This is a genomic window from Polaromonas sp. (assembly GCF_039930745.1).
GTDB lineage: Bacteria > Pseudomonadota > Gammaproteobacteria > Burkholderiales > Burkholderiaceae_C > Polaromonas.
The window spans coordinates 1-12,485 of sequence record NZ_JBDTTH010000109.1 but is presented as its reverse complement, the minus strand read 5'-3'; the positions used below and the strand labels follow the sequence as shown (position 1 = coordinate 12,485).

At 62.5% G+C, this 12,485-nt stretch carries 13 protein-coding genes; 3 read left to right on the top strand and 10 right to left on the bottom strand.

What is annotated here, in order from left to right:
- From ABI660_RS20975 to ABI660_RS20965, 3 genes are all read right to left on the bottom strand, one after another.
- Positions 1 to 309, bottom strand: a 309-nt coding sequence (locus tag ABI660_RS20975) for a hypothetical protein (RefSeq protein WP_348071768.1), incomplete at its 3' end; no start/stop codon positions are given.
- A 17-nt stretch (positions 310 to 326) separates the two neighbouring features.
- Positions 327 to 1,496: an acyl-CoA dehydrogenase family protein gene (locus ABI660_RS20970; RefSeq protein WP_348071766.1), complete on the bottom strand. Its 1,170-nt coding sequence runs from the start codon at positions 1,494 to 1,496 to the stop codon at positions 327 to 329.
- 146 nt (positions 1,497 to 1,642) lie between these two features.
- Positions 1,643 to 2,524, bottom strand: a complete 882-nt coding sequence (locus ABI660_RS20965; RefSeq protein ID WP_348071764.1) for a MaoC family dehydratase N-terminal domain-containing protein — start codon at positions 2,522 to 2,524, stop codon at positions 1,643 to 1,645.
- A gap of 182 nt (positions 2,525 to 2,706) precedes the next feature.
- On the opposite strand from ABI660_RS20965, the gene ABI660_RS20960 reads away from it, so the two are divergent.
- Positions 2,707 to 3,597, top strand: a complete 891-nt coding sequence (locus tag ABI660_RS20960) for a LysR family transcriptional regulator (RefSeq protein WP_348071762.1) — start codon at positions 2,707 to 2,709, stop codon at positions 3,595 to 3,597.
- An 18-nt stretch (positions 3,598 to 3,615) separates the two neighbouring features.
- Here ABI660_RS20960 and ABI660_RS20955 read toward each other — a convergent pair whose 3' ends face one another.
- The 7 genes from ABI660_RS20955 to ABI660_RS20925 form a co-directional block, all read right to left on the bottom strand.
- Positions 3,616 to 4,746: an ABC transporter substrate-binding protein gene (locus tag ABI660_RS20955; RefSeq protein WP_348071760.1), complete on the bottom strand. Its 1,131-nt coding sequence runs from the start codon at positions 4,744 to 4,746 to the stop codon at positions 3,616 to 3,618.
- A gap of 182 nt (positions 4,747 to 4,928) precedes the next feature.
- Complete coding sequence (locus tag ABI660_RS20950; RefSeq protein WP_348071758.1) at positions 4,929 to 5,717, bottom strand: enoyl-CoA hydratase/isomerase family protein; 789 nt, start codon at positions 5,715 to 5,717, stop codon at positions 4,929 to 4,931.
- Positions 5,714 to 6,943, bottom strand: coding sequence for a CoA transferase (locus tag ABI660_RS20945; protein ID WP_348071756.1), 1,230 nt, complete (start codon positions 6,941 to 6,943; stop codon positions 5,714 to 5,716). The genes ABI660_RS20950 and ABI660_RS20945 overlap by 4 nt, the downstream gene beginning before the upstream one ends.
- A 14-nt stretch (positions 6,944 to 6,957) precedes the next feature.
- Positions 6,958 to 8,244, bottom strand: a complete 1,287-nt coding sequence (locus tag ABI660_RS20940; protein ID WP_348071754.1) for a TRAP transporter large permease — start codon at positions 8,242 to 8,244, stop codon at positions 6,958 to 6,960.
- Between the two features lie 4 nt (positions 8,245 to 8,248).
- Positions 8,249 to 8,803 (bottom strand): TRAP transporter small permease, encoded by a 555-nt coding sequence (locus ABI660_RS20935; protein ID WP_348071752.1) that lies wholly within the window; start codon positions 8,801 to 8,803, stop codon positions 8,249 to 8,251.
- Between the two features lie 11 nt (positions 8,804 to 8,814).
- A complete protein-coding gene (locus ABI660_RS20930; RefSeq protein ID WP_348071750.1) occupies positions 8,815 to 9,813 on the bottom strand; it encodes a TRAP transporter substrate-binding protein in 999 nt (332 codons plus the stop codon).
- Between the two features lie 84 nt (positions 9,814 to 9,897).
- The gene (locus tag ABI660_RS20925; protein ID WP_348071748.1) at positions 9,898 to 11,118 is read right to left on the bottom strand and encodes an aminotransferase class V-fold PLP-dependent enzyme; all 1,221 of its coding nucleotides are present in this window, start codon (positions 11,116 to 11,118) and stop codon (positions 9,898 to 9,900) included.
- Between the two features lie 116 nt (positions 11,119 to 11,234).
- On the opposite strand from ABI660_RS20925, the gene ABI660_RS20920 reads away from it, so the two are divergent.
- Both ABI660_RS20920 and ABI660_RS20915 read left to right on the top strand, forming a co-directional pair.
- Entirely contained in the window at positions 11,235 to 11,918 is a 684-nt protein-coding gene (locus ABI660_RS20920; protein WP_348071746.1) for a GntR family transcriptional regulator, read from the top strand.
- 7 nt (positions 11,919 to 11,925) lie between these two features.
- On the top strand, positions 11,926 to 12,485 hold a 560-nt coding region (locus ABI660_RS20915), incomplete at its 3' end, for an FAD-binding oxidoreductase (RefSeq protein WP_348071744.1).

Sequence of the window (12,485 nt, the reverse complement as noted above, 5' to 3'; positions counted from 1 at the left end):
TGAGCGAAGCGAGTTCGAGCCCGGCCCCGGCTGGACCGAGCACCGCAGGTTGCCCCCGTAGCGCCAGCGAAGGGGGTCGCAGACAGCAGGGTCGCCTTTTTCTTTGCTTACTTTCTTTTTGGCGACGCAAAAAGAAAGTGAGTTGCCGCCGGGCAACCCCCGGCTAGTTGGCAAGCCACGAACAACCGAAGCAAAGAAGGCTTCGACAGGCTCAGCCCGAACGGTGGATAGGCGCAGGCATTGGATCCCGCCGCCCGCCGGGGCGAGGCCCGGCTTGCTGGCAAACAGTTGGGCTGGAGAAAAATTCATGGCTGCAATTCGGCAGTTCAAAACGACCGCGGCAAACCAAGCAAATGCTCAGCCACATAGGAATAAATCAAATTCGTGGAGATCGGCGCCACCTGGTACAGCCGGGTCTCGCGGAACTTGCGCTCCACGTCGTATTCGTTTGCAAATCCAAACCCGCCATGGGTTTGCAGGCACATGTTGGCCGCTTCCCAGGAAGCTTTTGCTGCCAGGTACTTCGCCATGTTGGCTTCCGCGCCGCAAGGCTTGCCGGCGTCGAAAAGTTCGCAGGCCTTGAAGCGCATCAGGTTCGCGGCTTCGGTTTCAATGTAGGCGTCGGCCATCGGGAACTGCACGCCCTGGTTCTGGCCGATGGGGCGGTTGAACACCACGCGGTCGCTGGCATAGCGGCGCGCCTTGTCGACGAACCAGTAGGCGTCGCCAATACATTCAGCGGCAATCAGCGTGCGCTCGGCGTTCAGGCCGTCGAGGATGTACTTGAAGCCCTTGCCTTCCTCACCGATCAGGTTCTCCGCGGGAATTTCGAGGTTGTCGAAGAACACTTCGTTGGTCTCGTGATTGACCATGTTGGGGATAGGCTGCACCGCCATGCCTTGGCCGATCGCGTCTTTCAGATTGACGATGAAGATCGACATGCCTTCGGACTTTTTCTTCACCTCGGCCAAGGGCGTGGTGCGGGCCAGCAGGATCATCAGGTCGGAATGCTGGATGCGCGAGATCCAGACCTTCTGGCCGTTGACCACGTACTTGCCACCTTTCTTCACGGCCGTGGTCTTGAGTTGTGTGGTGTCGGTACCGGTAGTCGGCTCGGTCACGGCCATGGACTGCAGGCGCAGCTCGCCGCTCGCGATTTTCGGCAGGTAGAGTTTTTTCTGCGCGTCTGAACCATGGCGCAGCAAGGTGCCCATGTTGTACATCTGGCCGTGGCAGGCGCCGGCATTGCCGCCGGCGAAGTTGATCTCTTCCATGATGACCGAGGCTTCAGCCAGGCCCAGGCCTGAGCCACCGTAGTCGGCGGGGATCAGCGCAGCCAGCCAGCCGGCGTCGGTCAGCGCATTCACAAAAGCTTCGGGGTAGCCGCGCTCGTGGTCGACTTTCTGCCAGTAGGCGGAGTCAAAGCCGGCCAGCATGCTGCGCAGGGCTTCCCGCATGTCCTGGTAGGCGTCGGCGGTGGGGATTTGGGTTTTCATGGATGGTTTCTGTGGATAACTGTGAAAAATGTCATCCCGGACTTGATCCGGAATCCATGCGGCATGATCCACCGACGCGGGTATGCAGACATGGATTGCGGGTCAGGCCCGCAATGACAAATGTGTGGGACTTTCATCTCATAAGCTCAAGCGAGCGTCGCCGAGGCTTGCATGGTGAGCCAGCCTTCGTGGTCTTCGGTCCAGAGTTTCACGTTTTTCCCGTCGGCTGAGGGCGTGCCGTGAAGCTTGAAGGGCCACAGGTCGAACACAGGCCGCACTGCCCGGAACTCGAAGGTGAGCAGGCGCGCCCCAGGTATGTTGTTGCGCAGCAGGTTCACCAGCAGGGTGGCGATCAGCGGGCCGTGCACGATGAGGCCGGGGTAACCCTCCACCTCCGTCACGTACTTCCGGTCGTAATGGATGCGGTGACCGTTAAAGGTCAACGCCGAGTAACGGAACAGCAGCACATCATCGGGCGTGACGATGTCCGACCAGGCCGCGTTTTTCTCTGCGGCCTGGGGCTGAGGGCCAGGGTCTGCGGCTTGCGGATTGGCGCGGTACACAATGTCGTGCTCTTCGGTCAGCGCCAGGCCCCGGGCATTGCGCACCTCGTGTTTGACCAGCACAAACACCAGGTCGCCGGTGCGCCCCGACTTGTGGGTCACCGATTCGATGCGGGAGGTCCGGGTCACCGCGTCACCGACCTGCAGCACCTGCTGGTGCCATTGCAGGCGCCCGCCGGCCCACATGCGGCGCGGCAAGGGCACAGGCGGCAGAAAGCCGCCGCGCTGGGGGTGGCCGTCGGGTCCGAGGCCGGACTGGCGTGCAGTCGGCAAGAAATACAGCCAGTGCCACAATTCGGGCAGGGGCGTGCCGGGCGCCGGGTCGGCATCGTCGCGGTCCAGTGTGGCTGACAGTGCCCGCACCGGCGCCGCGGTAATGCTGTCGCTCAGGGTTTCGGTTTGGCCGACCCAGCCATGCAGCTTCGTCAGCATGGCGGCGTCCACGGTTCGAATGTCTGAAGTCATGGACACCATCGTCGGCGCAGACGCGCGGAAATGCAATCTGCCATTTCAGCAGCGAGACTTCTGAAATTCCGAAGTCTGCAAGCGACCCGTTCGGGGTTCCTGGTACAGCTTCACCTCGAGAGCTTGCCGGCGTGAGACTTCGTCAACCACGAAGACTTGTCGTCTTTCCGGTAGCATGGCGCATGCAATTCGACCTGACGGACCTGCGGCTGTTTGTGGCAACGGCCGACGAAGGCAACATGACACGCGCTGCGGAGCGGCAGCACCTGTCGCTGGCTGCGGCCAGTGCGCGCATCAAGTCGCTCGAGGCCCAGTCCGGCCTGAGCCTGCTCTACCGCGAAGCGCGCGGCGTACGGCTGACGCCGCCCGGCGAGGCCTTTTTATTCCACGCCCGCGGCGTGCTGCGCCAGGCCGAGCAGCTGCGCACCGATCTGCAGGAATACGGCGGCGGGCTGCGCGGGCATCTGCGGGTGTTTGCCAACACCACCGCAGTGACGGACTTCCTGCCGGAAATCCTGCCGGACTTTTTATCGGCCAACCCGAAAATCAACATCGACCTGCAGGAAAAACCCAACGCCGAGATTGCGCGCGGCGTGCTGGACGGCCGGGCTGACATCGGCATCGTCGCCGGCAAGGTGGACACGCTGGGGCTGGAGGCGATTCATTTCAGCACCGACCGGCTGGTGCTGGCCACCGCCAAAAACCACCGCTTCGCACGCCGCAAGAAAATTGCCTTTGCCGAAACCCTGGACGAAGACGCGGTGGGCATGCAGTCGGGCAGCACGCTGCAAACCTTTCTGGCGCAGGTGGTCGAAAGCCTGGGCAAGCCGCTGAAGCTGCGCATCCAGCTCTCCAGCTTTGACGCGATGTGCCGCATGATTGGCGCTGGCGTGGGCGTGGGCATTGTTCCGGAGTCGGCCGCGCGGCGCAACCAGGCGTCCATGGGCATTGCACTGATCGAGCTGCTGGAGCCCTGGAGCGTGCGCGAGCGTTACATCCTGGTGCGCAAGCGCGATGCGCTGCCGCGTTATGCCGAGTCGCTGATCGAAACGCTGTGCGCGCACTACCGCTGAGCGGCCTTGCAACGCGACTCAGTTGCGCAGCTTGCCGTCGCGCGTCACCATGCCCAACTCCACATACTTGCTGCCGTGCTGCTGGCTGGGTGAGTAGGACACGACGAAGCCGCCGGTGTCATAGCTGCCCAGGGCGCTCATCGAGGCCAGCAAAGCCCGGGCGTCGCCGGGTTTCTTGCTGCGGCGCATGGCCTCGGTGAGCACCTTCGCGCCAATGCAGGACTCCAGGTGCGCACTGTTCATGACCGCCGTGATGCCGGCATCCTTCAGGGCCTTGGCGCATTCCTTGACCACCGGCAACGGTGAACTGGCGTTGGGCACGACCTGTGAAATCGACACGCCGGCACCGGCTTCGCCCGCAGCCTCGATGTACTGCTGCGCACCCACGAAGGACAGGCTGGACGTCGGAATGAACTTGCCCTGCGCAGCAATCCGCTTGCTGATGTCCGCCGCAGCGCCAGACAGCACGGTGCTGATGATGACATCGGGCTTGAGACTGAGCAGCTGATCCACCTGAGCATCACTTACTTTGGTATTACGCTTCAAGGCGAAGGGCACGGGCTTTTTTGCCTGCTTGGCGAGGTACTCGGTTACCACGGCCAGGTTCTGGGTGCCAACTTCGTCGTCGTAATGCACCACGGCCACATTCTTGGCACCCAGGCCGGTCCAGAACGCGAGCATTTTTTCCAGCTCATCACCGTACGATGCGCGCATCGTAAACACCACGGGGCTATGCTTGCGCACCGGGTTGGCGCCTGTGAATGGCGCAAAAAACAGCACACCGGCTTTTTCGGCCTGAGGCATCGCATCCAGGCTGAGCGTGGCCGAGGCGTAGCCAAACAGCGCCACGGCATTGTTGACCTCCAGCAGCTTCTGCGTGTTGACACCGGCCTGCTTGCGGTCGTTCTTGTCGTCCAGCGCCACCAGCTCGACAGGCAGCCCGCCCACACCGCCCTTGGCATTGACTGATTTGAAGTAGGCAGCAGCGCCGTCATGGATGTCACGGCCAAAAGCGGCGTTGCCGCCGCTCAGGGGCGCGGACTGCCCGACAACCCAGGCTTTTTGCGCGTGGCTGGCACCTGCGAAAAACAGCAGCGACAGGCAAAAGGCAGACAGGGCAGGAAAAGAGGCTTTCGCGATAGCAGGCATAAATGGCGTCCAGCAGATAACAACCCGGCAAGCGCCAGGAACAGGTTCAGATGTTAGGGGCATGGGGGCGCGAAGTCCAGTGCTGGATCTGCGCGGTGCGACAGGTGCCGCCGCGCATGAGACAAATGACGCAACAGCGCCACCGAGGTACAAAAGGTAGCTGCTATACCGCTCTCAATGCGCTACACGCCTTTCCAGACAGGACTTCTTTTTTCAACAAAGGCCGAGACACCTTCTCGAAAATCCGCGCTGCCATAACAGCGGCGGATCAGGTCCTCGTCGGGCGGCAGGCCGCGGCTGGCCAATCGGCGCAGGCCTTCCTTGCTCACGCTCTGGGTCACGGGTGCCAGCGCCGCCAGCCGTTCGCACAGGGTGGACAGCACCGCATGGATGTCCGCGGATTCGCTGGTCTGCAGGAGGAAGCCGCAGTCCAGCGCTTCATCCGTAGAAAGGGTTTCAGCCAGCATCAGCATGCGCTTGACACGCGGTATGCCGAACACGGCGCAAAGCCGTGCCAGGTTGGCCACCGACAGGCAGTTGCCCAGCGTCCTGGCAATGGGCACACCAAAGCGCGAACCCGGCGTGGCGATGCGAAAGTCGCAGGCGGTGGCAATCGCCAGGCCGCCGCCTATAGCCCAGCCCTCAATGAGCGCCACGGTAGGCATGGGCAGCGACTCGAGCCGGGCCATGCACTGGTCGATCTGTTGCTCATAGGCAACGCCGTCTTCGCCGCTGCTGAAAGCCTTGAACTGCTCGATGTCGGTACCGGCTACAAAGGCCTGGCCGCCGGCGCCGCGAAACGTCACCACGCGCACCGAGCTGTCGGCCCTGAGCTGCTCGCAGAGCTGGTTCAGGCGTTCGTACATGGCCCAGGTCATGGCGTTGCGCGCTTCGGGGCGGTCGAACACCACAGAGGCCACGCCGCCATTGATGTCCAGGTGGACGATGCCTTTCGCGTTCGACGCGCTCATGCTGCGAAAGCGCCCTGGGCGTCCAGTTGCTCCTGCTCGGCAGCGCCGATGCCGAGTTCGGCAAGCACCTCGGCCGTGTGTTCGCCCAGGCGTGGCGGATGGCGGCGCACCTGCTGCGGTGTACCGGACATCTTCACCGCGAAGCCGATGTTGGGCACCTTTCCTTCGACCGGATGGTCGATCTCCATGCGCATCCCGCGCGCCTTGGCATGGTCGCTGCCGAAGGCTTCGGGATAAGTCAGGATGGGACCAGCGGGAATGCCGGCTTCGAGAAAAGTGTTGACCCAATAGTCCTTGGGCTTGAGACGGAAGGTTTTCTCCAGCTCCACTTCCAGCGCTTGCCGATTCGCCAGGCGCAGCGAAATGGTGGAAAAGCGTTCGTCGGCCAGCAGTTCCTCGCGGCCCATCAGCTTGCACAGCTGTAGCCACAGCTTCTGGTTGTTCGCGCCCATCACGAAGTAGCCGTCGGAGCAGGCCATCGCCTGGTAGGGCGCGGTCATCTTGTTGGAGGTTCCCAGCGGCTCGGGCTCTTTGCCGGTGCCCCAGTAGTCGCAGATGTCCCAGACGGAGAAAGCCAGCGCCGAGTCGAACAAGGACGCGTCCACATGCTGGCCCTGGCCGCTGGCCTTGGCGCCAATGTAGGCAGACAGCGTGGCATATACCGCGAACAGCGCGCAACCGATGTCGGCCACCGGCACGCCGGCCTTGACCGGCGGGCCGCCGGCATAACCGGTCACGCTCATCACGCCGGACATGGCCTGCGCCATCAGATCAAAGCCCGGCCGGTCGGCCCAGGGGCCGCTCTGGCCGAAGCCGGAGATGCTGGTGTAGACCAGCTTCGGGTTGATCTCCTTGAGCACCTCGTAGCTCAGTCCCAGCCGCTTCATCGCGCCGGGGCGGTAGTTCTCCAGCAGGATGTCTGCATCCTTGGCCAGCTTCAGCAGCAGCGCCCTGCCCGCCTCCGACTTGAGATTGAGCGCGACGCTGCGCTTGTTGCGGTTCATGTTGAGGAAACCCAGCGAATCAGGCCCCTTCATCTTGAAACCCATGGCGCCGCGCGTCTGGTCGCCGCTACCGGGCGGCTCGATCTTGATCACGTCGGCACCCATGTCCGCCAGCAGCATGCAGGCATAGGGACCGGCCATCACCTGGCTGATGTCCAGCACGCGAACGCCGGCCAGCGGCAGCGGCCGCCCACCCTCAGCGCATTTTCGGGGTTCTCGCATCAAAACATGGCTCCTCAACGGTAGAACAGCTCGACCAGGCCCAGGCCTGTCACCGGTACATAGGTCACCAGCATCAGCACCGCGACCAGCACCCCGATGAACCAGATGTTGACCTTGCTCACATCCCAGACCGAGGCCTTGGCGATCGAGCTGGCCACCATGAGCACGCTGGCGACTGGAGGTGTCTGCTGGCCAATGCCCAGGTTGATGGTGACAATCAGGCCAAAATGCACGGGGTCAATGCCGACGGAGCGGACCAGCGGCATCACGATGGGGATCACCAGGATGATGGCGGCTGCGGAATGCAAAAACATGCCGAGAAACAGGAAGAGCACATTGAGCAGCGCCAGCACCACCCATTTGTTGGAGGTGAAGTCCGACACCGCCTTGGCCAGCGCCTGCGGTGCCTGAACTTCGGTCAGGTAAGTGCCCAGCAAGGCACTGGTGGCCACCAGCAGCATCACCACGGCGGTCTGTACGCCGCCTTCCATGACAGCCGCACGCAGGTGCTTGAGGTCCAGCTCCCGGTACACCACCAGCCCGATGAAAAGCGCTGCGATCACCGCCAGCGCGGCGCCTTCGGTGGCAGTCACCACACCGCCGAAAATGCCGCCCAGGATGATGATGGGCAACGTAAAGGCCCACAGCGCTTCGCGCCCGCTCTTGATCACCCGCTGCATGGAAAAACTGGCCTCGCGCGGCAGTTTGTAGCGCCGCGCCAGAAAGCTGGCCATACCCATCAGGCCGGCAGCGCCCAGCAGGCCGGGAACGATGCCGGCCACAAACATCTGCACCACGGAAGTTTCTGCCATCACCGCGTACAGGATCATGGGAATGGACGGCGGAATGATGACGGCCAGCGTCGCCGCCGACGACATCACGGCCGCGGCAAAGGGCGCGGGATAGCCCTTCTCTTTCATGCCCGGTATCAGGATGGAACCCAGCGCGGCCACGTCGGCCACAGCAGAACCGGAGATTTCCGCAAAGAAAAGCGAAGCGCCTATGGACACATGCGAGAGGCCTCCCCGCACCCAGCCGAACAGTGCCGAGGCGAAGGCCACCAGACGCTGTGAAATGCCCGAGGCGTTCATGATGGCGCCGGCCAGAATGAAAAGGGGAATGGCGAGCAGCGGGAAATTGGTCGCCCCGTTGTAGACGACCAGCGCCACGTTGGGCAGCGAATCGAGGCCGTGGCTCGCCAGCATGGCAATCACCGCCACGATGCCCAACGACACGGCTATGGGAATATTGAGCAGCACCAGCGCCAGCACGGCACCAAACAGGATCAGCATGATGGTCATGGCTTTATTCCGTGCTTTGCATTTCGGAGGCGGCGACAGCAGCCGACGCGCTGGCGGTTGCCCGTCCATCGATCAGGTCGATCAAAAACATGACCTCGGCAACCAGGATCAGCGCGGAAGAAATTGGAATCACCGACTGCACGACGTTCATCGGCACCCACGGCAGGCTCACCAGCGCGTCGCCCGCGAGGACTGGCATGATGCTCAGGCCGACCCAGCCCAGCAGGGCGAAAAACAGGATCACGAGAACCTGGCCGACGATGCCGACCACTCGCTTCAGAGCCGCCGGAAACTGCTCGACCACTTCAGGGCAGCCGATGTGCGCCCGTTTCACCGAGGCCAGTGCCGAGCCGTAAAACGTGAGCCAGGCCAGCAGCACCGAGGCAACTTCGTCGTACCAGACCAGCGCGCTGCCGCTCATGCGAAAGACAATGCCCAGCGTAACCTCCACCGCCAGGACGACCATCAGGAACATCACCACCCATTCGAGAAGCAGGCCGTAACGGTCACGGAAGCGGTGCATGGCGCTGCCGGTACCCGGTGTTGGAATGTTGTGCATCGTGAAGCCGCTTATTTGCCGAGCGCGACGGCTTTGTCAATCAGCGGCTTGGCGCCGGCGACTTCCTTGCCGAACTCCTCATAAATCGACTTGCTGGCGGAAATAAAGGCGTCCTTGTCCACCTCGTTGACCTGCATGCCGCTCTGCTTGAGTTTGGCCAGCAGGTCGGTCTCGGCCTTGCTGGCTTCGCCATACACGTAAGCCTGGGTTTCGCGCGCCGTATCCTCCAGCACCTTGCGCACGTCGGCCGGCAGGTTGCCATACCGCCTGGAGCCCACGGTCAGGTAAGCCGGCGTGTAGACATGACCGGAGAGCGACAGGAATTTCTGCACTTCCTGCAGCTTGGCTGAATAAATCTGCGTGAACGGATTTTCCTGGCCATCCATCACCCCGGTCTGCAGGGCTGTGAACAGCTCGGAAAATTTCATCGGACTCGGGTTGGCGCCGTAGTTCTGGAACATCTTCACGCGCCACTTACCTTCGGGCACACGCAGCTTGATGCCCTTGAGGTCATCCGGTCCCTTGACGGGCTTCTTGTTGTTGGTGATGTGGCGATAGCCGTTCTCCCAGACGGCCAGCACCTTGAGGCCTTTTTTCTCGGTTTCCGGCGCGATGCTGGGCCAGAACACCTCTTTCTCGATGCGCGCCATGTGCGCCCTGTCCTTGACGATGTAGGGCATTTCGAAAATGCCGAACAGGTCCACCTCGGAGGTCATCACGGTGGAGGGAATGGCCATATCGAGGGTGCCGAGCTTGAGCTTCTGGATCATTTCCTTGTCGCCGCCCAGCTGGCTGGAACCATAGGTCACGACCTTGACCTTGCCGGCGAGTTTGGCATTCACACGTTTGGCGTACTCGTCGGCACTAAGCTGGAACAGCGAGCCCGGCTCGCCGACGTGGCCGAGCTTGAGCTCGATCGGCTGCGCCAGCACCGCGCCATGAAGGGCCATTGCCGCGCTTGCAACAATCAGGGATCGGCGGGTGGCCGCAGAAAATGTGAACGCTTTCATGATGTCTCCTTTTATTGCTATGGGTGTCCGTGACTTGCAACGGGCCACACGGCCGGACAGCGTGTGACGGGAAAAAATGTCGGATCAGGCAGCTTTCTGCAACGGAAGGGCCACCGGGTGGCTTGCGAAGTAGTCCATCGCCGCCTGCACGCCCGAACCTGCCAGCTTGACGCCGGCGAGCTTGAGCCCCATCTCGCAGGCGCACAGGGCCGCCATCAGGGTCAGGTCGTTCGAATCGCCCAGGTGGCCAATGCGGAACATGCGGCCCTTGACCTTGCCCAGGCCGGTGCCCAGCGAGCAGTCGAAACGTTCGTAGATGATCCTGCGCACGGCGTCCGCGTCCACGCCTTCGGGTGTCATAACACCGGTGAGGACAGGAGAATATACCGATGCATCGGCGCACTGGATCTGCAGGCCCCAGGCCCTGACCGCCGCCCGCACGCCTTCGGCCCAGCGCTGGTGGCGCGCAAACACCACGTCCAGCCCGTGCTCGAGCAGCATGTCGCAGGCTTCGTTCAGCCCGTAGAGCAGATTGGTGTTGGGCGTGGACGGCCAGTAGCCGGCCTTGTTCATCTCGATGATTTCGTCCCAGGCCCAGAAGGCTTTGGGCAGCTTGGCCGTCTTGCTGGCTTCCAGCGCTTTGGCGGACACCGCGTTGAAGCTGATGCCGGGCGGCAGCATCAGACCCTTTTGCGATCCGCTGATGCTGACGTCCACGCCCCACTCGTCGTGCCTGTAATCGGCCGAGGCCAGGCCGGAAATGGTGTCCACCAGCAGCAGCGCCGGGTGTCTGGCCGCGTCGATGGCCTTGCGTACGGCCGCGATGTTACTGGTCACGCCGGTGGAGGTTTCGTTGTGCACCACGCAAACCGCTTTGATGCTGTGCTGCGTATCGGCCTTGAGCCGCTCCTCGATCAGGTCGGCGCGCACACCGTGGCGCCAGACTTCAGGGCCGGGGTGACTCATCACCTCGGTCTTCAGACCCAGGCGCGCGGCGAGCTTTTGCCACAAGGCGGCGAAATGGCCGGTTTCATACATCAGCACGTGGTCGCCCGGGCTCAGGGTGTTGGCCAGCGCAGCCTCCCAAGAGCCGGTGCCGGAGGCCGGATAAATGATGACGGGCTGGCTGGTCTTGAAGATTTTCTTGATGTCGGCAAGCACTTTGAGCCCCAGCGCGCCGAACTCGGGGCCGCGGTGGTCGATGGTGGGCAGGCTCATGGCGCGCAAAATGCGGTCAGGCACCGGTGAAGGGCCGGGTATCTGGAGGAAATGACGGCCGGTGGGGTGAAAATCGAGTGTCAGCATGATTCGGCAGGTTTCGTGGATATGCCTCATTTTTTGCATACAAAATTCATTTGTCAATGGGTCTCACTTCTTTAGTTCAATTTGACAGCCAACTTTTTTGCATACAAAATTTCACAATGAGCGCCGACGTTATATCCATCCCCCGTGCCGCCCTGCATGAGCAGGTGGCGCACCGACTGCGCCAGATGCTGGTCGAGAACCGCATCCCGCCCGGAGCCAAACTCAATGAACGTGAACTCAGCGAGGTGCTCAAGGTCTCGCGCACGCCCCTGCGCGAGGCCATCAAGATGCTCGCCGCCGAAGGCCTGGTCGAGCTGCTGCCGAATCGCGGCGCGATTGCGGTGGAGCTGTCCGAAGCCGATGTGCTGAACACCTTCGAGGTGATGTCCGGCCTGGAAGCACAGTCCGGCGAACTCGCGGCGCAGCGCATCACCGACGCCGAACTGGCCGAGATCAGGGCCATGCATTACGAGATGCTGGCGGCCTACATCCGGCGTGACCTGCCCGCCTATTACCGGCTCAACGCCGCCATTCACGGCGCCATCAATGCCGCCGCCAAAAACCCGGTGCTCACCGCCACCTACCAACAGGTCAATGCGCGCTTGCAGGCACTGCGTTTCCGCTCCAACCAGGACGGTGAAAAATGGAGCGCCGCGGTGAGAGAACACGAACAGATGATCGAGGCGCTGGGCACACGCGATGCGGCTGCCATGCGTGCCGTGCTGCTGGCTCACCTGAAAAACAAGTGCAACGTGGTGGTCGAGCAACTTCGCGCCGTACAGCAGCCGGCCAAGGCATGAGCACCCCATGAATGTTCCCCTCCCCCTGAAAGTCGCACAGGACACGGCAGCCCACGCCTACGACAAGGTCGCCCGCATCAGCAACGAAGTGGCCGGCCGGCTGGCCGCCCGGCTGGCCAGCGAAACCCGCGGCGAAGTGCTTTTTTCGGCAGCGGACCGCGGCCGTTATGCCACCGATGCCTCGATCTACCAGGTGATGCCCATTGGCGTGTTTGTGCCGCGCAGCGCGCCCGATGTCAAAACCGCACTCGACATCTGCCGCGACATGGGTGTGCCCATAGCTCCGCGCGGCGGCGGCACCAGCCAGTGCGGCCAGACTGTAGGTGCCGGCCTGGTGATCGACTACGCCAAACACATCCGCAACATCATTGATGTGGATGTGGAAAACCGCAAGGCCGAGGTCGAACCCGGCATCGTGCTGGACCACCTGAACGCCGCCCTGAAAAAACACGGCCTGTGGTATCCGGTGGATGTGTCCACCAGTGCGCAGGCCACGCTGGGCGGCATGGCCGGCAACAACTCCTGCGGCAGCCGCAGCATTGCCTACGGCAACATGGTGCACAACGT

What these genes read in the sequence shown, in the direction of transcription:
- ABI660_RS20970 (WP_348071766.1), bottom strand. Translation starts at nt 1,496, where the DNA reads ATGAAAACCCAAATCCCCACCGCCGACGCCTACCAGGACATGCGGGAA.
- ABI660_RS20965 (WP_348071764.1), bottom strand. Translation starts at nt 2,524, where the DNA reads ATGACTTCAGACATTCGAACCGTGGACGCCGCCATGCTGACGAAGCTG.
- ABI660_RS20960 (WP_348071762.1), top strand. Translation starts at nt 2,707, where the DNA reads ATGCAATTCGACCTGACGGACCTGCGGCTGTTTGTGGCAACGGCCGAC.
- ABI660_RS20955 (WP_348071760.1), bottom strand. Translation starts at nt 4,746, where the DNA reads ATGCCTGCTATCGCGAAAGCCTCTTTTCCTGCCCTGTCTGCCTTTTGC.
- ABI660_RS20950 (WP_348071758.1), bottom strand. Translation starts at nt 5,717, where the DNA reads ATGAGCGCGTCGAACGCGAAAGGCATCGTCCACCTGGACATCAATGGC.
- ABI660_RS20945 (WP_348071756.1), bottom strand. Translation starts at nt 6,943, where the DNA reads ATGCGAGAACCCCGAAAATGCGCTGAGGGTGGGCGGCCGCTGCCGCTG.
- ABI660_RS20940 (WP_348071754.1), bottom strand. Translation starts at nt 8,244, where the DNA reads ATGACCATCATGCTGATCCTGTTTGGTGCCGTGCTGGCGCTGGTGCTG.
- ABI660_RS20935 (WP_348071752.1), bottom strand. Translation starts at nt 8,803, where the DNA reads ATGCACAACATTCCAACACCGGGTACCGGCAGCGCCATGCACCGCTTC.
- ABI660_RS20930 (WP_348071750.1), bottom strand. Translation starts at nt 9,813, where the DNA reads ATGAAAGCGTTCACATTTTCTGCGGCCACCCGCCGATCCCTGATTGTT.
- ABI660_RS20925 (WP_348071748.1), bottom strand. Translation starts at nt 11,118, where the DNA reads ATGCTGACACTCGATTTTCACCCCACCGGCCGTCATTTCCTCCAGATA.
- ABI660_RS20920 (WP_348071746.1), top strand. Translation starts at nt 11,235, where the DNA reads ATGAGCGCCGACGTTATATCCATCCCCCGTGCCGCCCTGCATGAGCAG.